The sequence below is a fragment of the Pseudomonas sp. MWU16-30316 genome (assembly GCF_020515645.1).
Taxonomy (GTDB): domain Bacteria; phylum Pseudomonadota; class Gammaproteobacteria; order Pseudomonadales; family Pseudomonadaceae; genus Aquipseudomonas; species Aquipseudomonas cerasi.
This window is the reverse complement of the sequence record NZ_JAIZAZ010000002.1, coordinates 505,102-527,427: the sequence shown is the minus strand read 5'-3', so window position 1 is coordinate 527,427 and position 22,326 is coordinate 505,102. Positions and strand designations below refer to the sequence as shown.

21 protein-coding genes are annotated in these 22,326 nt (G+C 60.3%); 3 read left to right on the top strand and 18 right to left on the bottom strand.

Going from position 1 to position 22,326, the window contains the following annotated elements:
• Window positions 1-31 precede the first annotated feature (31 nt).
• Window positions 32-655, top strand: coding sequence for a hypothetical protein (locus tag LCH65_RS09150; protein ID WP_003364895.1), 624 nt, complete (start codon window positions 32-34; stop codon window positions 653-655).
• A 10-nt stretch (window positions 656-665) separates the two neighbouring features.
• On the opposite strand, the gene LCH65_RS09145 is transcribed toward LCH65_RS09150, so the two are convergent.
• The 6 genes from LCH65_RS09145 to ppc form a co-directional block, all read right to left on the bottom strand.
• The gene (locus tag LCH65_RS09145) at window positions 666-1,355 is read right to left on the bottom strand and encodes an extensin family protein (RefSeq protein WP_003364896.1); all 690 of its coding nucleotides are present in this window, start codon (window positions 1,353-1,355) and stop codon (window positions 666-668) included.
• 133 nt (window positions 1,356-1,488) lie between these two features.
• Window positions 1,489-2,352, bottom strand: a complete 864-nt coding sequence (locus tag LCH65_RS09140) for a DUF72 domain-containing protein (protein WP_032609524.1) — start codon at window positions 2,350-2,352, stop codon at window positions 1,489-1,491.
• Between the two features lie 2 nt (window positions 2,353-2,354).
• Window positions 2,355-2,666: a hypothetical protein gene (locus tag LCH65_RS09135; RefSeq protein WP_003364898.1), complete on the bottom strand. Its 312-nt coding sequence runs from the start codon at window positions 2,664-2,666 to the stop codon at window positions 2,355-2,357.
• A gap of 243 nt (window positions 2,667-2,909) precedes the next feature.
• A complete protein-coding gene (tsaB, locus tag LCH65_RS09130) occupies window positions 2,910-3,584 on the bottom strand; it encodes a tRNA (adenosine(37)-N6)-threonylcarbamoyltransferase complex dimerization subunit type 1 TsaB (protein ID WP_003433409.1) in 675 nt (224 codons plus the stop codon).
• Window positions 3,585-3,676: 92 nt separating this feature from the next.
• Window positions 3,677-4,324, bottom strand: a complete 648-nt coding sequence (gene adk, locus LCH65_RS09125) for an adenylate kinase (RefSeq protein WP_003364903.1) — start codon at window positions 4,322-4,324, stop codon at window positions 3,677-3,679.
• Window positions 4,325-4,606: 282 nt separating this feature from the next.
• Complete coding sequence (ppc, locus tag LCH65_RS09120; RefSeq protein WP_003433410.1) at window positions 4,607-7,243, bottom strand: phosphoenolpyruvate carboxylase; 2,637 nt, start codon at window positions 7,241-7,243, stop codon at window positions 4,607-4,609.
• 380 nt (window positions 7,244-7,623) lie between these two features.
• Here ppc and LCH65_RS09115 point away from each other — a divergent pair, with 380 nt between their 5' ends.
• Both LCH65_RS09115 and LCH65_RS09110 read left to right on the top strand, forming a co-directional pair.
• Window positions 7,624-8,037 carry a DUF4398 domain-containing protein gene (locus LCH65_RS09115; protein WP_003409265.1) on the top strand — a complete coding sequence of 138 codons (414 nt, stop codon included), beginning with the start codon at window positions 7,624-7,626 and terminating at the stop codon, window positions 8,035-8,037.
• Window positions 8,038-8,096: 59 nt separating this feature from the next.
• Complete coding sequence (locus LCH65_RS09110) at window positions 8,097-8,879, top strand: OmpA family protein (RefSeq protein ID WP_003364910.1); 783 nt, start codon at window positions 8,097-8,099, stop codon at window positions 8,877-8,879.
• An 80-nt stretch (window positions 8,880-8,959) separates the two neighbouring features.
• On the opposite strand, the gene LCH65_RS09105 is transcribed toward LCH65_RS09110, so the two are convergent.
• From LCH65_RS09105 to LCH65_RS09050, 12 genes are all read right to left on the bottom strand, one after another.
• The gene (locus LCH65_RS09105; RefSeq protein ID WP_058416020.1) at window positions 8,960-9,280 is read right to left on the bottom strand and encodes a hypothetical protein; all 321 of its coding nucleotides are present in this window, start codon (window positions 9,278-9,280) and stop codon (window positions 8,960-8,962) included.
• On the bottom strand, window positions 9,277-10,173 hold the full coding sequence (locus LCH65_RS09100; protein ID WP_058416019.1) for an alpha/beta hydrolase: 897 nt from the start codon (window positions 10,171-10,173) through the stop codon (window positions 9,277-9,279). The genes LCH65_RS09105 and LCH65_RS09100 overlap by 4 nt, the downstream gene beginning before the upstream one ends.
• 220 nt (window positions 10,174-10,393) lie before the next feature.
• Entirely contained in the window at window positions 10,394-11,671 is a 1,278-nt protein-coding gene (locus tag LCH65_RS09095) for a flavohemoglobin expression-modulating QEGLA motif protein (RefSeq protein WP_003433414.1), read from the bottom strand.
• A gap of 134 nt (window positions 11,672-11,805) precedes the next feature.
• Complete coding sequence (locus tag LCH65_RS09090; protein WP_003364919.1) at window positions 11,806-12,531, bottom strand: TetR family transcriptional regulator; 726 nt, start codon at window positions 12,529-12,531, stop codon at window positions 11,806-11,808.
• A 92-nt stretch (window positions 12,532-12,623) separates the two neighbouring features.
• Window positions 12,624-14,126 carry a lysine--tRNA ligase gene (gene lysS, locus LCH65_RS09085; protein ID WP_003364921.1) on the bottom strand — a complete coding sequence of 501 codons (1,503 nt, stop codon included), beginning with the start codon at window positions 14,124-14,126 and terminating at the stop codon, window positions 12,624-12,626.
• A gap of 69 nt (window positions 14,127-14,195) precedes the next feature.
• A protein-coding gene (prfB, locus tag LCH65_RS09080) for a peptide chain release factor 2 (protein WP_096102164.1) occupies window positions 14,196-15,291 on the bottom strand; the annotation gives its coding sequence in 2 pieces (ribosomal slippage) (window positions 14,196-15,218 and window positions 15,220-15,291; 1,095 coding nt in all).
• Window positions 15,292-15,407: 116 nt separating this feature from the next.
• Window positions 15,408-16,412, bottom strand: coding sequence for a PleD family two-component system response regulator (locus LCH65_RS09075; protein ID WP_003364923.1), 1,005 nt, complete (start codon window positions 16,410-16,412; stop codon window positions 15,408-15,410).
• Between the two features lie 45 nt (window positions 16,413-16,457).
• Window positions 16,458-17,468, bottom strand: a complete 1,011-nt coding sequence (locus LCH65_RS09070) for a chemotaxis response regulator protein-glutamate methylesterase (protein WP_058416018.1) — start codon at window positions 17,466-17,468, stop codon at window positions 16,458-16,460.
• Window positions 17,465-19,834 (bottom strand): hybrid sensor histidine kinase/response regulator, encoded by a 2,370-nt coding sequence (locus tag LCH65_RS09065; protein ID WP_058416017.1) that lies wholly within the window; start codon window positions 19,832-19,834, stop codon window positions 17,465-17,467. The genes LCH65_RS09070 and LCH65_RS09065 overlap by 4 nt, the downstream gene beginning before the upstream one ends.
• Window positions 19,831-20,520 (bottom strand): chemotaxis protein CheW, encoded by a 690-nt coding sequence (locus LCH65_RS09060; RefSeq protein WP_003433418.1) that lies wholly within the window; start codon window positions 20,518-20,520, stop codon window positions 19,831-19,833. The genes LCH65_RS09065 and LCH65_RS09060 overlap by 4 nt, the downstream gene beginning before the upstream one ends.
• Window positions 20,520-21,788, bottom strand: a complete 1,269-nt coding sequence (locus tag LCH65_RS09055; RefSeq protein ID WP_003364932.1) for a protein-glutamate O-methyltransferase CheR — start codon at window positions 21,786-21,788, stop codon at window positions 20,520-20,522. Before LCH65_RS09055 ends, LCH65_RS09060 begins: the two co-directional genes overlap by 1 nt.
• Complete coding sequence (locus tag LCH65_RS09050; protein WP_003364934.1) at window positions 21,785-22,321, bottom strand: chemotaxis protein CheW; 537 nt, start codon at window positions 22,319-22,321, stop codon at window positions 21,785-21,787. Before LCH65_RS09050 ends, LCH65_RS09055 begins: the two co-directional genes overlap by 4 nt.
• Window positions 22,322-22,326 lie beyond the last annotated feature (5 nt).

Sequence of the window (22,326 nt, the reverse complement as noted above, 5' to 3'; positions counted from 1 at the left end):
TTTGCCAGACCCAAGGCCAGTACTGATCGCTATGTCAGAGATTGTTCAATCATCCATCGGCTATTTGTCGCACTCAGGCGACTTTAGCGTACGCAACAGCCGCACACTGGGTGGTGTGACACAGCTGTGGTCGGATGCATTTGCCCGGGCGATGGCGGATCAGGTCAGTGAAAGCGCTTCAGTACCCGTACACCCGACGGCTGTTGAGGTGGATGTAGAAACAGGCGAGCCGGTCGCTGGCGCCAAAACCCTGAGCAAGATCGTCGAGCAACGCACCTGCCCGGTCACCGATACAGAGGTCAAGCCTCCAGAGCCGCTGTTCCTGCCGATTGCCGAGTTTGACCTTGATCTGCTGCCTCCGCCTGCAGAGCCGTTCAGCATGGCTGAAATGATCGAACAGCAACGCCATCTGGAGTTCGAGAGCCACTGGGTACGCCCTACCGTTCTGAACCCTTATGACGATAGCGTCAAACCAGGCCCAGGCCCGCAGCCACGCCCGCTGCATCTGCCGATTGCCGAATTCGAATGGGAACTGGCCGACAAGCCTGCCCAACCTCTGGATGAGCAGACCATCGCCGCCCAACAGCGCCAGTTCGACTACGAGAACGGCTGGGCACGTCCGCTGATCCTGCAGAACCTGCGCATGGCGGCATAAGCCCGAACACTTACCTGCACACCGACCAGCGCCCCATGTCGACGTGAAAATGATCGCGATGCGTAGCGTTGTACTCAGGCCCGAGCACCGTGCTGAAGTTTTTGCAGGCACCGTCACGTAACAGCCTCAGAAAACGCCCCTTTTCCCCCTCGTCGCCCCAATCCTTGAGAACAACGATGCGCTGACCGTCTGCCAGGCGAAAACCTGCCATGTCCAGCGCATTGGCCGTGGCGTGCTGGCTGAGCCGAGCATTGGCGCGGTTGTAGATGTTGCGGCAGGCAAAGCTGCCCAAATGATCGATCCGCGCTACCCGCTGGCCGAAAACAGCCTGGGCGGCGGGTTGCAAGGTGTGAATATCAAACAGCGCATAGGCGACCGCCAACGGGCAACTGGCCAGAAAGCTGCTGCTCAGCGCCACGTCGCCACCCTGAATGCGCAGGGTATTTTCCAGGGGGCAACGGGCAGAAGGATCACTGTCGGCCTGGCGACTGAAACGCAACCCTGACGAACTCAGCACCTGATCGCACAGCGCGGGATCATTTTGCAGTCGCGACAGCTTGTAAGACGTCAGAAAGTTGGGCTCGGCCCGCACATCCAACGGCGCCCACGGGTTCCAGCGCTCGGGTACATCGACCCAGCCGCGCCAGACGGCGAACGCCCCCATTGCACAGAGCAGCAGGAATACCAGCAGCACGCGCATGCTTAACCCTTGACCCGCGCAACGGGTGCGAATCGAACAGAAAATCTGTGAACAGGAACAAAACAGCGCAGTTGCGAATCCATAAGCGGGCTCTCCACAAGGTCGGACTCTGTCAGCCCACACCTGGAAGACCTCAGAGCAAGCCCAACTGTTCCACCTGAGGCCCGCGATCCAGTTCGAACAATGCCGGCAGGCCAGGCAATCGCGCCATCAGTTGCTGATGAAAGCGCATGGCCTGTTCGGCAGCCCTGATGTTGTCCGGGGTGTGCAGGAAGACATAAGGCGTGCGCCCCTCTTCGATCCACACGGCGACCTTTTCCACCCACTGCACCAAAAACTGATCATTGGCCTCCAGGTCAGGACCGCCGATGAAACGGACCTGAGGAAACAGGGTCAGCGCGGCCGGACGAGGTGGCACCTTGGGTTTTTTCGATTGGGCGTGCAGGACTGCGGGATCGCTTGAGACGCAGCTGAACAACGCGCGGGAATCGAGACAGATGCGCTCGACGCCTCGGTCCAGCAACAGGCGATTGAGCATGCGCTCTTCATCACCTTTCAGGAAAAACGCCATATTGCGCACTTCTACGGCAAGCGGCACGTTGAGTTCGTCGAGAAAGCCGGCCAGCTCGGCCAGACGCTGCGGCGTGAAGCTGGCGGGCAACTGCAGCCAGAACGGCGCGATCCGCCCGCCCAGAGGCGCAAGTAACCGGATGAATTCCTCAGCGGCGCCGACCTGCTCACGAAGGTCGCCGTTATGACTGATGTCTTTATGGAATTTGGCGGTGAAACGAAAATCGTCGGGCATCGTTTCTGCCCAGCGCTGCACCGTGGTGGCGGCGGGACGGGCGTAGAAAGTGGTGTTGCCTTCGACAGCGTTGAATACCTGAGTGTAAAGATTCAGGAAATCATTGGGGCGGGCATCTTCTGGATACAGCGAATCGCGCCAGGCGTTTTCACTCCATGACGGACAACCAACGTAGTAAGGCAGACGGGACACAATCAAACGTGCAGATCGAGCCCCGATACTTCAAGGTCCCAATCGACAAAACTGGCAGTGGCCATATAACTGGCCAGCGCGTGGGCGACACGAGAGCTCATGGAGCGCGGAAAAATGATGTCTTGCGGACGCGCAGGCACGTTGGCAGTGCTGCCAATCGGTGAATCACCCGTTTCACGGCGAGCGCGCGCTGGGGGCGGCGGCAACTCGGCATCAACTACGACTTCCTCAAAAGACCCTTCGACGGTCGAAGGCGTTTTCTGCGGCTTTCGCTTGATGGGATACGAGCGTGATGAGGTTCCGTCTATGCGCATCGATTATGTACTCGGCGTCGATAGTAGCAATTTAGCGTTACCGCCTTGTAGTTCGCAAATTGCGTAACGATAACTAGACCACATATCTTGCAACTTGTTATCGCCAAATGAGATTAAAGACCATTCAGACGATAAACGGTAGATGGCAAACTGATATTTTTAAATACTGGCTGCGCGGTTGGCGAGTATTGAAAGACATCTGCATGGAATGCGGCAGGCTGTTGTGCAAGCCCCGCCCTTCCGTCAACGCGCCTTCGGCGTAGCCACCTTGTCACGCAGGTAAACCGGCTGAGCGTCATCCGCAGGCAGGGCTTCGCCGCGGTGCCAGGCAAAGGTTGCCAGCGTCAACAGATCCTGCGCGTGCGGCAGCATGGCTGCATCATGGCCTGTCAGACTGAGCGGAATACGCTCTGCATAGCCCCAGCCCGTACCGGCGCCAAACCACTGCCCGCTGGCGTGCGCAGGCAGCGCGGCCAATTCGGGCGCCATCACCGCCTCTTCGCCCAACAGGCGCATTTCCCCGGCGGCCTCGTGATAGCAACCCCAGTACACCTCGTCCATGCGCGCATCGATAGCCGATGCCACCTGCGACACGCCGTGTTCGCGCAAGGCGCGCTGCGCCAGCACGGCGAGGTTCGACACGGGCAGCACCGGACGCTCAAGGGCGAATGCCAGGCCTTGCACGACGCCGATGGCAATACGCACGCCGGTAAACGCGCCGGGACCGCGCCCGAAAGCGATGGCGTCCAGCGCCGACATGGCAATGCCCGCCTCGGCCATCAGGCTTTTGATCATGGGCAGCAGCCGCTGGGCATGCAGGCGCGGGATCACCTCGTAGTGGCTCAGCACCTTGCCGTCATGCAGCAAAGCGACCGAGCAGGCTTCAGTGGCGGTGTCCAGGGCCAGCAAGGTGGTCATCGGTGTTTCCGTCGTGGTCAATGTGAAAAAGTGCAGCAGTATAAATGACAAATGGCCCGCAAGCGGGCCATTTATTGTTCAGACCGAGAGCCTTACTTCAGGGCTTCCAGTACTTTTGCAGTGATGTCCTCAACCGAACCGACGCCCGGAATATGGCTGCACTTGGGCTTGCCGTTCTTCGCTTCCAGCTTGCTGTAGAACTCGACCAGCGGCTTGGTCTGAGCGTGGTACACCGACAGGCGATGACGCACGGTCTCTTCGACGTCGTCCTTGCGCTGCAGCAGTGGTTCGCCGGTCACATCATCAATGCCTTCAACCTTCGGCGGATTGAAGATGGTGTGGTAGATGCGCCCGGAACCTTCGTGAACCCGGCGGCCGGACATGCGCTTGACGATTTCTTCGTCATCGACGGCGATTTCCAGCACATGGTCGATTTCCAGACCGGCTTTCAACAGGGCTTCGGCCTGTGGAATGGTGCGCGGAAAGCCATCGAACAGCACGCCGTTCGCGCAGTCCGGCTGGGCCAGACGGTCCTTGATCAGGCCGATGATCAGGTCATCGGAAACCAGACCGCCCGAGTCCATGACGCTTTTGGCCTTCAGGCCCAGCTCGGTTTCAGCCTTGACTGCAGCACGCAGCATGTCGCCTGTCGAAACCTGCGGGATGCCGAACTTTTCAGTGATGAATTTTGCCTGAGTACCTTTACCGGCCCCGGGAGCTCCCAGCAGAATCACGCGCATCGTCATGCTCCTCAAATTTTTTATAGTGAAATCATCGGATTCGCCTCGGGGGCCAATCTAAAAAATGAATCAGGCCAATAGGCCGAAAGGCTGATCAAGATACACAGCAGACCGAGGCCGCACAAGCCGCCGAAAGTCGCAGTAAGCGCAGGCGTACCGCCTTGTCAGCCTTGATTTCAGAGTGATATGACCTGTATCAAGGTTTACGGCAGGCCAGCCTGCAAATCCCGCGCTGACCATCGCCGGACCGAAAAGGCCCGGCGATGGCATGGGCCTCATCCATCAGCCGGTGTTGCGCAGACCGGCAGCAATCCCCGCTACAGACACCAGCAGCGCCAGTTCCAGAGGACTGTCCAGACTGGCTTCACGATTACGCGAGCGCGACAGCAGCTCTGCCTGAAGCAAATGCAACGGGTCAAGGTAGGTGTTGCGCAGACTGATGAATTCCAGTGTTTCAGGACTGTGGGCCAGCAGTTGCTTCTGCCCGGTCAACCCCAGAACCACATTGCACGCCTGCGACAATAGGTCGCGTAAATGTGCGCCCAAATGTTGCAGCTCGGCGCTGACCAGACGTTCGTCGTAGAGTCGGGCGATGTCCGCATCGGCTTTGGCGAGGACCATTTCCAGCATGTCGATACGGGTTCTGAAGAACGGCCACTGCTCACGCATCTGTGCCAGCACCTCGCCTTCGCCGCGCTCCAGGGCTTTGCTCAGTGCAGCTTCCCAACCCAGCCAGGCGGGCAGCATCAGACGCGTCTGCGTCCAGGCGAAGATCCACGGAATGGCACGAAGACTCTCTACACCGCCCTCGCGGCGCTTGGCCGGACGACTGCCAAGTGGCAAACGCCCCAGTTCCTGCTCGGGTGTCGCCTGGCGGAAATACTCGACGAATTCAGGGTTCTCACGCACCACCGCGCGATAGGCGCTGACCCCGTCGCCGGCCATCTGGTCCATCATCGTCCGCCACGCCGGTTGTGGAGGTGGCGGCGGCAACAGGGTCGCTTCCAACACGGCGGCCAGATAAAGATTGAGGTTCTGTTCGGCGATGTCCGGCAGGCCGAATTTGAAACGAATCATTTCCCCTTGCTCGGTGGTCCGAAAACGCCCGGCCACAGAACCCGGCGGTTGCGACAGGATCGCCGCGTGCGCGGGACCGCCGCCACGACCGACTGTACCGCCACGGCCGTGGAACAGCAGCAATTCGACCTGCTGCTCGCGACAGATCTCCACCAGCCTTTCCTGAGCGCGGTACTGCGCCCAGGCCGCCGCCGTCGTGCCGGCATCCTTGGCCGAGTCGGAATAGCCGATCATCACCTCTTGCGGGCCGTGCAGACGCGAGCGATAGCCCGGCAGCCCGAGCAGCGTCTCGATCACTGGCCCGGCGTTATCCAGATCGGCCAGTGTCTCGAACAACGGCACCACACGCATGGGCCGCTGCAGCCCCGACTCCTTGAGCAGCAGCTGCACGGCCAGCACATCCGAGGCCGAGCCGGCCATCGAGATCACATAAGACCCCAGGGACGCCGCTGGAGCGGCTGCCACCTCCCGGCAGGTTGCCAGCACCTCTGCGGTGTCGGCTGCCGGCTTGAAGTAGCTCGGCAGCAGCGGCCTGCGGTTATTCAATTCACGCAATAGAAAGTCGATGCGGGCCTGCTCATCCCACTCTTCGTAGCGACCCAGCCCCAGGTAATCAGTGATTTCGGTCATCGCTGCGCAGTGACGGCTGGAATCCTGGCGAACATCCAGACGCACCAGAAACAGACCGAATGTGACTGCGCGACGCAGGCAATCCAGAAGCGGCCCGTCGGCGATCACACCCATGCCGCATTCGTGCAGCGACTGGAAGCACAGCAGCAAAGGGTCCAGCAGTTCACGGTTGTCCCGCAGCACCGCTTCCGGCGCAGGCAAGGTTTCGCTCAATGAGGCATTGGCCCAGTTGCGCGTCGCACGCAAACGCTCGCGCAGGCGTTTGAGCTCCGCCCGATAGGGCTCGGCGCTGTCACCCACGCTGGCACGCAAAGCGTCACTGGCTTGCTGCATCGACAGTTCTGCGGCGAGATTGTCCACGTCACGCAGATACAGGTCAGCCGCCATCCAGCGCGCCAGCAACAGCACTTCGCGGGTGACCGCAGCCGTGACATTCGGGTTACCGTCACGGTCGCCGCCCATCCAGGAGGCAAAACGGATCGGCGCGGCTTCCAGCGGCAAATGCAGGCCGGTGGCCGCATGCAACGCATGGTCAGCCTTGCGCAGGTAGTTTGGAATGGCGTGCCAGAGCGAGTGTTCAATGACCGCGAACCCCCATTTGGCTTCATCGACCGGCGTAGGTCGGATGCGCCGGATCTCTTCGGTGTGCCAGGCCTCGGCGATCAGCCGCTGCAGGCGCGAAGTAATCTGTGTGCGCTCGGTGCTGTTGAGGTCGCGATGATCGAGTGCTGCCAACTGCGCAGCGATGGCGTCGTATTTCTGAATCAGCGTACGGCGTGCGACCTCGGTGGGGTGCGCAGTCAGCACCAGCTCGATTTCCAGTTTGCTCAGCTGACGTGCCAGGGCAGCAGGTGAATGGCCTTCGGCCTTCAGGCGATCAAGCAGCTCGGGCAGTACTCGCGACTCGAACGGCAGCGGCTGTTTATCGTCGCGGCGGTGCATGAGCTGATATTGCTCGGCAATATTGGCCAGGTTGAGAAACTGGTTGAACGCACGTGCAACCGGCAGAAGCTCGTCATCACCCAGCCCGTCGACGCTGGAACTGAGTTGCTCGGCCCCTTCTGCGGAACCGCGCCTGCCCGCTTTGGCACCTTTGCGAATACGCTCGATCTTGTCGAGAAATTCAGCGCCTCGCTGCTCACGAATCGTATTCCCCAACAGCTCACCCAACAGGTGAACGTCTTCGCGCAGACGCGCATCGATATCGGCCATCGTTCCTCTCCCGCTTTTTATCTGGGCTCAGTTGCGTACCCGCTCGGCAGCACGGGCATACGTGAATTCAAATCCGCTGTGCCAACAGTGCACCAAAAGCCTGCAATTGGACAAATGCTTCAGCAAAAACCTGAACGCCATCAGGGTTATTGATCGTGGCTTCACGCCCCTTCATATGATGGATAACATATTGGCAATCGTCTGAAGGCCTCTGAAAAATCCTGACCGCTCAGTAGATATTTATCTGAACTATTCAAAAACCGCGCAGGTCGGAACGATTAACCATTACAGGAAAGCCCGAAAGGCAGTAGGCGGTTGTACAACCTGATGCCCGGACTTGATGCAACGACTGTCATGGATAACCACGTTGGAGTCAGACATTGGAGTTGATCAACATGAACACCCTAACTGCCAAAACCAAGTTCAAAGGCCTGCGCGGTCTCAAGCTGGCTGCGCTGGCACTCGGTAGCACCTTTATCCTGGCCGGTTGTGCCGGTAACCCGCCCTCCGAGCAGTACGCGGTTTCGCAATCGGCCGTCAACAGCGCTGTCAGCGCTGGCGGTACCGAGTTCGCGGCGGTAGAAATGAAGTCGGCTCAGGACAAGCTCAAAGCTGCTGATCTGGCCATGCAGGATCATAAATACGATGAAGCACGCCGTCTGGCTGAACAAGCCGAGTGGGACGCTCGCGTAGCAGAACGTAAATCTCAGGCCGCCAAAGCTGCCAAGGCCGTGCAGGACGCTCGTCAAGGCGTCAACGAACTCCGTGAAGAAGGCCTGCGCCAGGTACAGTGATTGCCCTGCGCCCCCTTCTGTTTTCATGAATTCGTAACTGATTAAAGGACGACCCTATTATGCGTAAACAATTGATGATCCCTGCTCTGCTGGCCATGAGCGTTGCCTTGGCAGCCTGTGCAACCAAGCCGAACCCTAACCTGGAACAGGCTCGCAGCAACTTCACCGCGCTGCAGACCAACCCTCAGGCCACTCAAGTCGCAGCCCTGGAAACCAAGGACGCCAGCGAATGGCTGACCAAGGCAGAACAGGCCTTCCGTAACGATGAAGACGTACAGAAAGTCGATCAACTGTCGTACCTGACCAACCAGCGTATCGAGCTGGCCAAACAGACCATCGCCCTGCGTACCTCTGAAGCAGCTCTGCAAAACGCTTCTGCCGACCGCGCCAAGGCCCGTCTGGAAGCGCGTGACGCGCAGATCGCTGCACTGAAAAACAGCCTGAACGCCAAGCAGACCGAACGCGGTACGCTGGTGACTTTCGGTGACGTACTGTTCGACTACAACAAGGCCGAACTGAAGCCAACCGCCCAGGGCGACATTGGCAAGCTGGCTGGCTTCCTGCAGGAAAACCCGGACCGTAAAGTGATTGTCGAAGGCTATACCGACAGCACCGGTTCGGCTTCCTACAACCAGTCGCTGTCCGAGCGTCGCGCCAACTCGGTGCGCATGGCTCTGGTACGCATGGGTGTAGACCCAGCGCGCGTTGTGACCATGGGTTATGGCAAGGAATACCCGGTTGCTGACAACTCCAGCAACTCGGGCCGCGCCATGAACCGTCGTGTGGAAGTCACCATCTCCAACGACAACCAGCCTGTTGCACCACGCTCTTCGATGAAATAAGCGACTGAGCTGCTGCACCGAAGCCCCGCCTGCGCATACAGGCGGGGCTTTTTCATGGGCGAGGGTTTTTACCGCTGTCTTTATTGCCGAGGCGTTTGCTGACCCAGGCAACGTACTGCCTGCCTGCGATCATCGATCAATACGCCCGACAGACCTTTTCGTGACGTATCGAACAACACCAGTACGCCATCAACGCACTGCGCCACCTCGGCGGCCGGCGTGGCAGCGACTTTATAATCCTCGCCGGGTACGGTTTTTAGCAGTGTGAATTCACCGAGCAGCAGCGCATCTTCTGGCTTTGCGAAGTGCAGGTAACCGTAAAGCCACAGGCAGCCCACCGTGCCGATGACTGCACCGACAGCGCTGAGGATCATGCCATTGAGGTTACGGTCGCCACTCATGGCGCTGGCGGTGTGGCGGGGGTCGGGTAGTTGGGCACTTCCGCAAGGCGGCGCAGGCCGTTGAAATGCGTCGGATCGTCCAGATAACGCAGCATCACCTGACGCCAGAGAGGGTCTGCGAATGTCTGTACGTGCTCGCCCCGGGTCAATTGCAATACGCGCGGTGGTGGCGCGGCCTTGTACAGCTCGATACCGTTGGCGAGTGGTACCAGCGTGTCGTCCATGCTGTGAAAGATCAGCATCGGCGTGCCGGCCAATCGTGGCAGGCCGTTGACGGCACTGTCTGCCTCCGGGATCAGCCAGGACAAGGGCGTTTTCAATGGCCAGGTCAGCCACGATTTACTCAGCGAGTTTCGCGCGACGCTGCGGTAGCTGGCCGGCACGCTGTCCAGCACCAATGCCTTGAGCCGCGAGCGCTCCTGCGGGTGTTCGGACAGGTAATGCACTGCCAGTGCTCCACCAATACTTTGTCCCAGAACCACAAGGGGTTTGCCTTGCACTTGCGGTGCAGTGTTCAACCAGTCGAAAGCGGCTTGAACATCCTTATAGACCGCAGGCAGGCTCGGCTCGCCCTGCGACTCGCCATAGCCGCGGTAATCCAGCATCAGCACCTGATAACCCTGCTCGGGCAACCACCAGACGCCACCAAGGTGCCAGGACAGGTTGCCACCGTTGCCATGCAGATGCAGCACCGTACCCTTCACCGGCACGCCTTCCCTGGCGGGCAGCCACCAGCCATGCAGGCGTGTACCGTCGGCCGCAGTGAGGTTCACGTCCTGATACTGCAGGCGCGCCTTGTCGGGCGTGAACGGAACACCTGGTTCGGGGTAGAACAACATCGAACTGCAACCGGTGAGCGCAAGGATCAGGGTGAAGATGCCGAGCAGTTTCAAATGAGGTTTCCTTGTTGTTTTCATCGCCACATCACTGCCGTGCTGGCGCAGAGCAATGGCACGATAGTTACAAGATTATCGTTCCTCACGCTCCAGCGTGGGAATGCCGTTCTGGACGCTCTGCGTCCGATCCTGACTGTGCAGCGCGGCGCAGATTTGTGACGCCGAGCGTCACCCACTGCGTGCCAACGCGGAGCATTGGCACGATAGTCAGTTCGGCCTACAAAATATTCGAGTAGTCCGCTTCGATGCGGTCCAGGCTCAGGTGGTTGAGGAAGTTGGAGAAGCACATCCAGGCCGACAGGGCGTTCATGTCCCGGAACTGCTCGGGCAGGTACTTGGGTGCAACCACCAGCCCTTCGTCCACCAGTTGGCGCAGGGTACGCATGTCTTCCAGCGTGGTCTTGCCGCAGAACAGCAGCGGCACCTGTTCAAGCTTGCCCTTGCGCACGGCGAGCTGAATGTAGTTGTAGACCATGATGAAGCCTTTCAGATAGGACAGGTCCTTGGTGAACGGCAAGCCGTTGGGCACCGAGCCGCGGAAGACGCGACTGGCATTGCCGTAGCTCTCCGACATGCCAAAACCCTGCTCGCGATAGAACTCGAACACCTGCAGAAAATCAGCGCCCTGCTCGGCCATGTGAATGGCGCGCGTGCGGTTGGTCAGCTTGCGCAGGCGGCTGGGATAGGATGCAAAGGCGATGACTTCCATGAGAATCGCCAGGCCTTCCTGCGTCACCGTCGACGACGGCGGCCCCTTGGACAAGAACGTACAGATCGGCTGGTTTTGCCCGTTCAGCGTGGTACCCACGTGCACCAGCCCTTCGTGCACTTCCAGCGCACGGACGTCGCGCTCGTTGAACATGGCGTCGGTGCGGATCTTGATGTAGTCGGCACCGGCAGCCGCATCAGCGACGATCCCGTCGGATTCGAAAACCCGGATGGTCTCCTCGGCCTCACCGAACACGCGGTTCAAACGCGATTGCAGCAGCGAAACGGCGTCCTTGGCGGTGAGCGTTTTCGGCTCGTCCTTCAGGTCGCCGCGTCCGGCAATGTTGTTCAGGTAATCCGAAAGCATCAAGCCAAGATCGGCCAGCGTCGGGTCACCCGCATGAAAGGCGTCGGATGCCGCGCCGTACAGTTCCTGAGAAATCAGGCCGAAGTCGGACGTACCGCGGGCCTCGAGCATACGCACCACCATGCGGTACTCACGGCACATGCGGCGCATGATCTGACCGACCGGATTGAACTGCCCCAGTTGGCGCGTGACGTCGCGCTCGATGTTCTGAAACTCCTGTTTCAAGGCGGAAGAGTCGAAACCCAGCGGACGGTTTTCGTAGTAGGCGCGGTCCACGGCAGGAAGCGCCTTGCCCTTGGCGGCCAGAAACTCCTTGCGGACGTTCTCATCCCATTTAACTGCATCCAGAATGCGAATCGGCGTCTGTGCAACGACGATCCGATCCGATAAAGCACGAATAGTCTGTTGATACTCGTCCACCGGTACTCCTTGGCTGGCTGTCACGCTACTGCTTGGCGGCGCCGAACAACACGCCACCTCTGGAAAATATCGAAACCGGCAGGATCGTCAAGCCATCTGAACAGCCGATCCCAGGCACTCGCGCAGCAGTATAGTCACCCTCGAAGCGGCTGCGGGGTCCCCAGGACCAGACGCATCTGCCGCGTCAGGATACAGAGCATTTCTTCGTCCGCCTGACGCTGCGGCCCATGCAGCAGACCTTGATACTCAATGCGACGAATAAGCCCCGTCAACACCTGAGCATCCTGATAGGGCTGCAGGGAACCGATCACCTGAAAGAACTGACAACTGCCTTGCAGAAGAATTTCCTGATGGGCCATGACCAGCGGCGTCAGGCGCGGGTTGATCAATGCTTCGTGGTAGAACGCCTGCTCGGCGATCAGATAGTCACGCCGGGTCAGCAATTGATGGCGAATATGCTCCGTCACCATACGCGCAATGTCGTCCGCCAGACGAAACCGGTCAGTCGGGCTCCCGGAACTGCGGCTCATCATCTCGCGCAGAATGCCTTCAGTGTTTTGCCACAGCCGCGCCAGATAGTCGGCACTACGCTGTACATACTGGGCGAAGGCATCGGTCAGCAGATCATCGATGTCCTTGAAGTAATAGGTGGTTGCCGACAGCGGTACGCTGGCTTCGGCGGCCACTGCACGATGGCGTACGGCGCGTACGCCGTCACGCACCACGATACGCATGGCGGCATCGAGAATGACCTGCCTGCGTTGCTCACTGCCCTCACGCGCAGCCTTGCGCCCCTGATACTTGACACTTTTGGCCACCGCGCTCGCTACTCCGGCGGCCCCTTCTCTGGCAATCGTCACGACAGCTTCCTTATAAGTCGCTCTGAAATGAGTCGATCTGAAAAAACACTTAAAAAAAAGCCGCCCAATGAAGGCGGCTGTTTTTCCACTGATTACGCTTGCGGGCGCATGTGCGGGAAGAGGATCACATCACGGATCGATGGCGAGTCGGTGAGCAGCATCACCAACCGGTCGATACCGATCCCCTCGCCTGCCGTCGGCGGCATGCCGTACTCCAGCGCGCGGACGAAGTCGGCGTCGTAGTGCATGGCTTCGTCGTCACCGGCATCCTTGTCGGCCACCTGAGCCTGGAAGCGTTCGGCCTGATCTTCGGCGTCGTTGAGCTCGGAGTAGGCATTGGCGATTTCGCGACCGCCGATGAACAACTCGAAACGGTCGGTAACATTCGGGTTTTCGTCATTGCGGCGCGCCAGCGGCGACACTTCGAACGGGTACTGGGTAATGAAGTGAGGCTGTTCCAGCTTGTGCTCGACCAGCTCTTCGAAAATCATCACCTGCAATTTACCCAGACCTTCGAAGCCCAGCACCTTGGCACCGGCCTTTTTCGCGATGGCGCGGGCCTTGTCGATGTCCTGCAGGTCGGCAGCGGTCAGCTCGGGGTTGTACTTGAGGATCGAGTCGAACACCGACAGGCGCACGAACGGTTCGCCGAAGTGGAACACCTTGTCGCCGTAAGGCACGTCGGTGGTACCCAGAACCAGTTGCGCCAGTTCGCGGAACAGTTCCTCGGTGAGGTCCATGTTGTCTTCGTAATCGGCGTAGGCCTGGTAGAACTCGAGCATGGTGAACTCGGGGTTGTGCCGGGTCGAAACACCTTCGTTACGGAAGTTGCGATTGATCTCGAAGACCTTCTCGAAACCACCGACCACCAATCGCTTGAGGTACAGCTCCGGGGCGATACGCAGGAACATTTCCATGTCCAGCGCATTGTGATGGGTTTCGAACGGCTTGGCCGCCGCGCCACCGGGAATGGTCTGCAGCATCGGCGTTTCGACTTCGAGGAAGTCGCGCTTCATCAGGAAGCTGCGGATGTGAGCGATAACCTGCGAGCGCACGCGGAAGGTCTCGCGCACGTCTTCGTTGACGATCAGGTCGACGTAACGCTGACGGTAGCGCTGTTCGGTATCGGTCAGGCCATGGTGCTTGTCGGGCAGCGGACGCAAAGATTTGGTCAGCAGACGAACGCTGGTCATCTCGACGTACAGGTCGCCCTTGCCGGAGCGTGCCAGAGTACCTTCGGCAGCGATAATGTCGCCCAGGTCCCAGGTTTTCACCTCGGCCAGGGTTTCTTCAGGCAGGGTCTTGCGGTTGACATAGACCTGGATGCGCCCGGTCATGTCCTGGATCACCATGAACGAGCCACGGTTGAGCATGATGCGACCGGCAACCTTGACCGGAATCGCTGCCTCTGCCAGTTCTTCCTTGGTCTTGTCGACGTACTGTTTCTGCAGGTCATTGCAGTAGCTGTCGCGGCGGAAGTCGTTGGGGAAGGCCTGACCCTTGGCACGGCCTGCTGCAAGCTTTTCCTTGCGCAAGGCGATCAGGGTGTTTTCTTCCTGTTGCAGGGCTTGCGGGTCGAGTTGTTGGTCGCTCATGTCTTTAAAGATTCCATCACAGGTTCGCCCTCGACTTGCGACGAGGGACTTGAGGTGTCGGCTGACGGTTTACAGCCCTTGCTTGAGGCTCGCGATCAGGTATTCGTCGATATCGCCATCAAGCACCTTGTCGCAGTCGCTGCGTTCGATGTTGGTCCGCAGGTCCTTGATACGCGAGGCGTCCAGTACGTAGGAGCGAATCTGATGACCCCAGCCGATATCGGACTTGGTGTCTTCGAGTGCCTGGGACGCTGCATTGCGCTTCTGCACTTCCTGCTCATACAAACGGGCCCGCAGCATTTTCATGGCGGTGTCCTTGTTCGCATGCTGGGAACGCTCGTTCTGGCAGCTGACCACGGTATTGGTCGGAACGTGGGTGATCCGCACCGCCGAGTCAGTGGTGTTTACGTGCTGACCACCGGCCCCGGAAGAACGGTAGGTGTCGATGCGCAGATCCGCCGGATTGATGTCGATTTCGATGTTGTCATCGATTTCCGGCGAAACGAATACGGCCGAGAACGAGGTGTGGCGACGGTTGCCGGAGTCGAACGGGCTCTTGCGCACCAGACGGTGAACGCCGATCTCGGTACGCAACCAGCCGAAGGCGTATTCGCCCTTGATATGCACGGTAGCGCCCTTGATACCGGCGACCTCACCGGCAGACAGTTCCATGATGGTAGCGTCGAAACCGCGCTTGTCAGCCCAGCGCAGGTACATGCGCAGCAGGATGTTCGCCCAGTCCTGCGCTTCGGTGCCACCGGAGCCGGCCTGGATGTCCAGATAAGCGTTGTTGGGGTCCATGTCGCCGCTGAACATGCGGCGGAACTCGAGCTTTTCCAGCGATTCGCGCAGGCGCTCGACTTCGGCGGCGACGTCATCGACGGCAGCCTGGTCTTCTTCTTCGGCAGACATCAGCAACAGGTCTTTGGCATCGGCCAGACCCGAGGACATTTCGTCCAGGGTTTCTACGATCTGCGCCAGCAGGGAGCGCTCGCGCCCCAGTTCCTGGGCGTAGGCCGGGTTGTTCCAGACGTTTGGATCTTCGAGCTCGCGGTTGACTTCGGTCAGACGATCATGTTTGTGATCGTAGTCAAAGATACCCCCGAATGGTTTCGGAGCGCTCGGACAAATCCTTGATGCTGTTTAGGATCGGGTTGATTTCCATGGTAGGCAGCACTCGCAGGCGAAATTTTCAAAGCCGACGAGTATACCCCAGGCAAGGCCACGAAAGCAGCCCGTCGAGCGGGCGTTGTGAGGCCTATTTACCGGTCGCTGCCGGCGTCAGCCCGCCGCGACCTGATTGCGCCCGTTATTCTTGGCCTGATAAAGCCCCTTGTCGGCATCCAGAATCAGCTGACGGCTGTGCATTCCGAGCTGCGGCGTCACGGTTGCCACGCCGATACTCACCGTCAGGCTGGAGCCAGGCGCTGGCGCCATATGCGGGATATTCATGCCGGAGACACTCTGGCGCAGCTTTTCAGCCAGCAGACGCGCCCCTCCCGGCGAGGTGTTGGGCAGGACCATGGCGAACTCCTCGCCGCCGTAGCGAGCCGGCAAGTCCGACGGGCGACTGCAACTGTTGCGGATTGCCTTGGCGACCTGACGCAGGGCCTCGTCACCCTCAAGATGCCCGAAGTTGTCGTTGTAGGGTTTGAAGTAGTCCACATCGATCATCAGCAACGACAACTGGGTCTGCTCGCGAACTGCACGGCGCCACTCCAGTTCCAGATACTCGTCGAAATGGCGGCGGTTCGACAGCCCCGTGAGGCCATCGGAATTCATCAGGCGCTGCAGAACCAGATTGGTATCGAGCAGTTGTTGCTGGCTGACGCGCAGGGCCCGATAGGCCTCGTCGCGCTGCAACAGGGTCATGTACGAGCGCGAGTGATAGCGAATGCGCGCCACCAGCTCGATGTTGTCCGGCAGCTTGACCAGATAGTCGTTGGCCCCGGCCGTGAACGCCGCGCTCTTGATCAGCGGGTCTTCCTTGGTGGACAGCACGATGATCGGGATATCGCGGGTCAGCGGGTTGCTGCGGTACTCGCGAACCAGCGTCAGCCCGTCCAGGCCCGGCATCACCAGGTCCTGCAGAATCACCGTCGGCTTGATCTGCACGGCCTGTGCAATCGCCTGATGCGGGTCGGCACAAAAATGAAAGTCGATGGACTCATGGCCGGCCAGGCCGCGTCGTACGGCTTCACCAATCATGGCCTGATCATCCACCAGAAGCACCATTGCGCTGTTTTCATCCGGCGTCTTGAGCTCATCCGTTTGCAGGTCATTCATGATCTTTCTCCTGATCGCCGACTGCCACTGAGTTCAGCAGAGCAGTCATTGAGTAAATACCTCGATCAAGCGAGGTGCTATGGCGGGCAATGGGGAGATTTCCACGGCAGCATCAATGGCTGCAGCAGCCTTGGGCATGCCATACACAGCAGAACTGGCCTGATCCTGAGCGATGGTCAGAAACCCCCGCTCACGCATGGCCTTGAGCCCCTGTGCACCGTCGCGCCCCATCCCGGTCAGCAGAACGCCGACCGCCTCGCCACTCCAATATCGGGTAACGCTCTCGAAAAACACATCAATCGAGGGCCTGTAAACTTCATTCACCGGCTCCGCTGTGTACGCCAGCGTGCCGTCCTTGAGCAAACGGATATGATGATTGGTGCCTGCCAGCAACACCACACCCGGCTGTGGCGTTTCGCCTTCCCTTGCCAGACGTACCGGCAGGCCGGAGGCCGAGCTCAACCACTCGGCCATACCGGCGGCGAAGACCTGGTCGACGTGCTGTACAAGGACAATCGCTGCCGGGAAACTCACCGGAAGCGCCTTGAGCAGAATCTCCAGCGCTGCAGGCCCGCCTGCCGAGGAACCGATCGCCACGAGCCGGTCACGTTTCGACGGCGCGGAAACCGGCGCAACCGCGACCCGTTCAACGCCGACACGCTGGCCGATCAGCCAGTCGATATTGAGGATCTTGCGCAGCAGGGGCGCCGCCGCCTCCTTTGGATTGGGGCCACCAATGGCCGGCGTGTCCACCACATCCAGCGCGCCGTGCCCCATCGCTTCGAACACGCGGCGCATGTTCTGCTCGCGGTCGACGGTCACGATAACGATAGCGCAGGGTGTTTCGGCCATGATCCGGCGGGTGGCTTCGACGCCATCCATCACCGGCATGATCAGATCCATCAGGATCAGGTCCGGGGTCTGCTCGACGCAACGCTGCACGGCGTCGGCACCATTGGACGCCACCCAGATGATCTGATGCGCGGGCTCGAAAGCCAGTGCACGGCGCAGGGCTTCGATGGCCATGGGCATATCGTTGACGATGGCAATCTTCATCCTTGCGCGTCTCCTATCAATTCGACGACAGCGTCGAGCAAGGCATCATCGTGGAAACTGGCCTTGGCCAGGTAATAATCGGCGCCAGCGTCCAGGCCGCGACGCCGGTCCTCTTCACGGTCCTTGTAGGACACGACCATGACCGGCAGGGACTGCAAGCGGGTATCGCGGCGCAACAGGGTCACCAGCTCGATACCGTCCATACGCGGCATGTCGATGTCGGTAATCAGCAGGTCGAAGTCCTCGGCGCGCAGCGCGTTCCAGCCGTCCATTCCGTCCACGGCCACCGACACCTGGTAGCCGCGACTGAGCAGCAGCTTGCGCTCCAGCTCGCGCACGGTCAAAGAATCATCGACGACCAGCACGCGTTTGCGTGACACCTGGTCTGCCTGACGAGTGCGTCGGTCGATGCGCTCCAGGCGGCCGGTATTCAGAAGTTTTTCCACCGAGCGCAACATGTCTTCGACATCGATGATCAGCACCACCGAACCGTCGTCGAGCAAGGCCCCCGCCGACACGTCCTGAACCTTGCCCAGGCGCGCATCGAGCGGCATCACCACCAGCGTGCGCTCACCGATGAAGCGTTCAACGGCCACGCCGTAAACAGCATCACGCTCACGAATCACCACAACCTTGAGCGTTTCTCCGGCCTTCTGCGCAGCCGGCCGATTCAACAGCTGACTGGCCGAAACCAGACCGACATGACGCTCTTCATCCCAGAAATGCTGACGCCCTTCCAGTTGCAGAATGTCGTCAGGCTGCAGGTCGCGCATGCGCTCGATATGAGCCAGCGGGAAGGCATACGCTTCACCGCCCACTTCCACGACCAGGCTGCGTACCACTGAAAGCGTCAGCGGCATTTCTATCCTGAAGCGACTGCCCTCGCCCGCCCATTGCTGCAGCTCAACGCTGCCGTGCATCTGGCGAACCATATGCTGCACGGCATCGAGGCCGACACCACGGCCGGAGATCTGCGTGACCTTGTCGCGCATGCTGAAGCCCGGCAGGAACAGAAAACTCAGCAGTTCCTCCTCGCTCAGCTGCGCAGCGGTCTCGGCCGGCGAGAGCTTGCGGTCGATAATGTTCTGGCGCAGACGTTCAAGGTCCACGCCGCCACCGTCATCGCTCAACTCAACGACCAGCAAGCCAGCCTGATGCGACGCCTGCAGACGAATCAGACCTTCAGGGTCCTTGCCGGACGCCACGCGCTTTTCGGGCGACTCGATGCCGTGGTCCACGGCGTTGCGCAGCAGGTGAGTCAAGGGTGCATCGAGCTTTTCCAGCACATCGCGATCGACCTGGGTCTTCTCGCCTTCGATCTGCAAGCGGACCTGTTTACCCAGCTCACGCCCCAGATCCCGGACCATGCGCGCCTGACCATTCAGTACGTCGGCGAAAGGTCGCATGCGGCACGCGAGTGCCGTGTCGTATAACAGTTGCGCACGTTGTGCCGACTGCCAGCCGAATTCATCCAGCTCGGCAGTCTGCCGGGCCAACACCTGCTGCGCCTGGGACAGGAGGTTGCGCGCGTCCTCCAGGGCTTTTTGCACATCGGCCGAAGGACCTTCTTCACCAAAGCTGGCCCCCAATACCTCCAGCGCACGGTCGCTGCTGCTTTGCAGGCGCTTGAGACGCTGCATACCGGCCAGCAAAGGCTTGAGGCGCTGAGTCTCGACCAGCGATTTGCTGGACATGTCCAGCAGCCCGTTGAGGCGCTCGGCGGTGACTCGTAACACGCGTTCGCCGCCCTCGGCCACACGCCGTTCACGCAAGGGCGTGAACGGTGCCTCTGGTTCCGAAGCCGGCATGGCGGCTGGACTGGCAAGCGACGCGGCGGCCAACGGCGCTGCGACAGACTCAGGCGCTGGCACAACCGACCCGCTTGACGTCTCAAGCTGCAGCATCGCGCTGGCCAGCAAGGCCTCCGAGGCTGGATCCGGCAGTGGTGTACTGACCGTACGCGCCGTGCCAGCGCCGGAAGCCAGCAACGTATTGAGCCTTTCGACATAACTGTCGATATCAGGCTGACCAATACCGTCGCTGCCGGGCGTGGCGATACGCATCAACAGGTCGGTCCCCGACAGCAGCGCGTCGATATGCTCGGCCTGAAGCAGCAGACGCCCTTCCTGAGCGCTGACCAGACAGTCTTCCATCACATGCGCGACACTCACACCGAAATCGACGCCGACAATCCGCGCTGCGCCCTTGAGCGAGTGAGCGGCACGCATGCAGGCTTCCAGCTGATCCGCCTGAGTCGGGTTACGTTCGAGTGCCAGCAGGCCCGCACTCAATACCTGGGTCTGCGCGTCGGCTTCCAGCGTGAACAGTTCGAACAGCGAGGCGTCACGCATTTGATCTGGCGTCATGTGAGGCTCCGATACACCGCCGACAACAACTCTTCTTCGTCCAGCCAGCGCAGGCTGCGGCCCTTCCATTGCAGCACGCCACGGGTGAAACGGGCATTGGCATGCGTGCCGGATGCCGAAGCAGCTTCCAGCTCACGCTCGTCGATGGCGTGAATACCGTCCACCTCGTCGACCGGCACCACCACCGGGCCGCCTTCGACGCTGACGATCAACATGCGCGGTACCACCCGCGTCGACGGGGTACTCACCGCGGTGCTGTCCAGCCCGAGCAGCTCGACCAGCGAGATGCACGCTACCAGAGCGCCGCGTACATTGGCGACACCCAGCAATGCACGCGAACGCTGGTGTGGCAGTGAATGGATGGTCTGACTGGGGGCGACTTCCGAGAAGCAGCGCGACGCCAGCCCCAGCCATTCTTCACCAAGCCGGAATACCAGAATCGAGCGCGTCTCGATATCGCGCAGCAACACCGAACCCTGAAACTGTTCTGGCGACTCCTGGACCAGCGAGTAGCGGTCCAGCAGACGGGTGGCGGCAGCCGAATAAACCGCGCAATTGCGGCAGTGGATATGCTCTGCAAGCAACGGGCAGGAGCGATCGCCATGAATACCGATGCGGTTCCAGCAATCATCGATATCCAGGGCCTGATCATGGGTCAGACTGGAAAAACCGGACACGCCCGCCATCATTGGTTTCCTTGTTTATTCGTGCCACGTGCTGCGCGGTCCTGCAAGCGCCGGGCGCCGGCAGTGTCACCCTGGGCAGCCAGCAATGCTGCCAGTTGGGCCAGCGATTCGGAGTGCTGCGGTTGCAGATACAGCGCCTTGCGATAGAAGCCCTGCGCCTGTGGCACCTGGCCTTCCACTTCGCTGAGCAGACCCAGCCAGTAAAACACCTGCGCGACCGGCTCATGCTGCTGCAGGTAACGCTCGCACGCAGCCCGAGCCTCAGCACTTTTACCTTCGTTGGCCAGCCCCGCGATCCTGTCGAGCAAGGCCGAAACATCGCTGTTGCCTGCCGCAGCGACGGGTTTCGCGACGGGCGCAAAAGCTGCGGATGTTCGCGGCGCAGGTCGTGGCGCGACCGCTCTGGCAGGTGCCTCGACCACCGGACGCGATGCCATCGGTGCAGCGACAGGCACCGGCACCACCGCATCGACGGGCGCGTGCCGGAAGGCGAAGGACTGGGCGATACCCGTCGAGCGCATGCCGATACCCGCCAGCAGATTGCCCTCCGCCGGACCGATAAACAGCAGGCCGTCTTCACGGGTCAGTTGTTTGAGGACCTTGAATACATGTTGCTGGGTCTGCCGATCAAAATAGATCACCAGATTGCGGCAGAAGACGATGTCATAGGCCACTTGTGAAGCGAGTTTCGGGTCGAGCAGGTTACCCGGCTGAAAACTCACAGAGTCGCGAACACTGTCAGCGATTTCAAAGCCGTCAGCGACAGGACTGAAATAGCGCTCGCGATAACTGATGTCGCTGCCACGGAACGAGTTTTTGCCGTAGACACCGTGCTCGGCCTTGGCAATCGAAACGGGGCTGATATCGATGGCATCGACCTTGAATTGCCGGGCGTCGACACCGGCGTCGAATAACGCCATGGCGATGGAATACGGCTCCTCACCGGTCGAGCACGGCAGGCTGAGAATGCGCAAGGGGCGCGCACCGGCAAGACCGGCGATACGCTCGCGGGCCAGCATACCCAGGGTGACAAATGATTCGGGATAACGAAAGAACCAGGTCTCGGGAACGATCACCGCTTCGATGAGCGCCTGCTGCTCCTGCGGCGACGAGACCAGAAGATGCCAGTACGCATCACTGTCAGGGCAATTGACAGCCGTCGCACGCTGACGCAAGGCGCGCTCGATGATCGCTTCGCCGACGGACGTCACATCCAGTCCGATACGCTCCTTGAGAAAGCTGAAGAAGCGCGAATCATCCACCTTCATCGCGCGTCCTCGAGCAGCTCAAGGTCAATCGGCGGCACCGGGTACAACAACTCGCGGACCGGCTCGCTCAACAGTTCGTGAACATGAATCCACTGCAGCAGGCCCTGCTCGTCCTCGCGGACCGGCCCCAGGTAAGGTGACAGGCGATTGTCCAGCCCGTACGCCTTGAACTGCGCAACCGGGCAGCGCAGCGTTTCGGTCGCCTGCTCCAGAATCAGCCCGAGCAACTGAGCCGGGTGCGCGTCATCGTAGCGATAATGCACCAGCACCATGCGCGTACTGGTACGCGAGCGCGCTGGCTGACCGGAATTCAGCGCGCTGATGTCGATCACCGGGACAATCTCGCCGCGATGAGCAAAGATTCCCGCCACCCAGTGCGGTGCCTGGGCAATCGCCTTGAGTTTTACCCGCGGCAGGATTTCGGCGATCTCGGTCGCGTCCAGCGCATAGCGGTCTTCGCCGATGCAAAACAGCAGAAAAAGCTTGCTGGCGGTCAGTGGCGTGCCATTGCGCCTCGGCGATTGATCGCTCATTGATC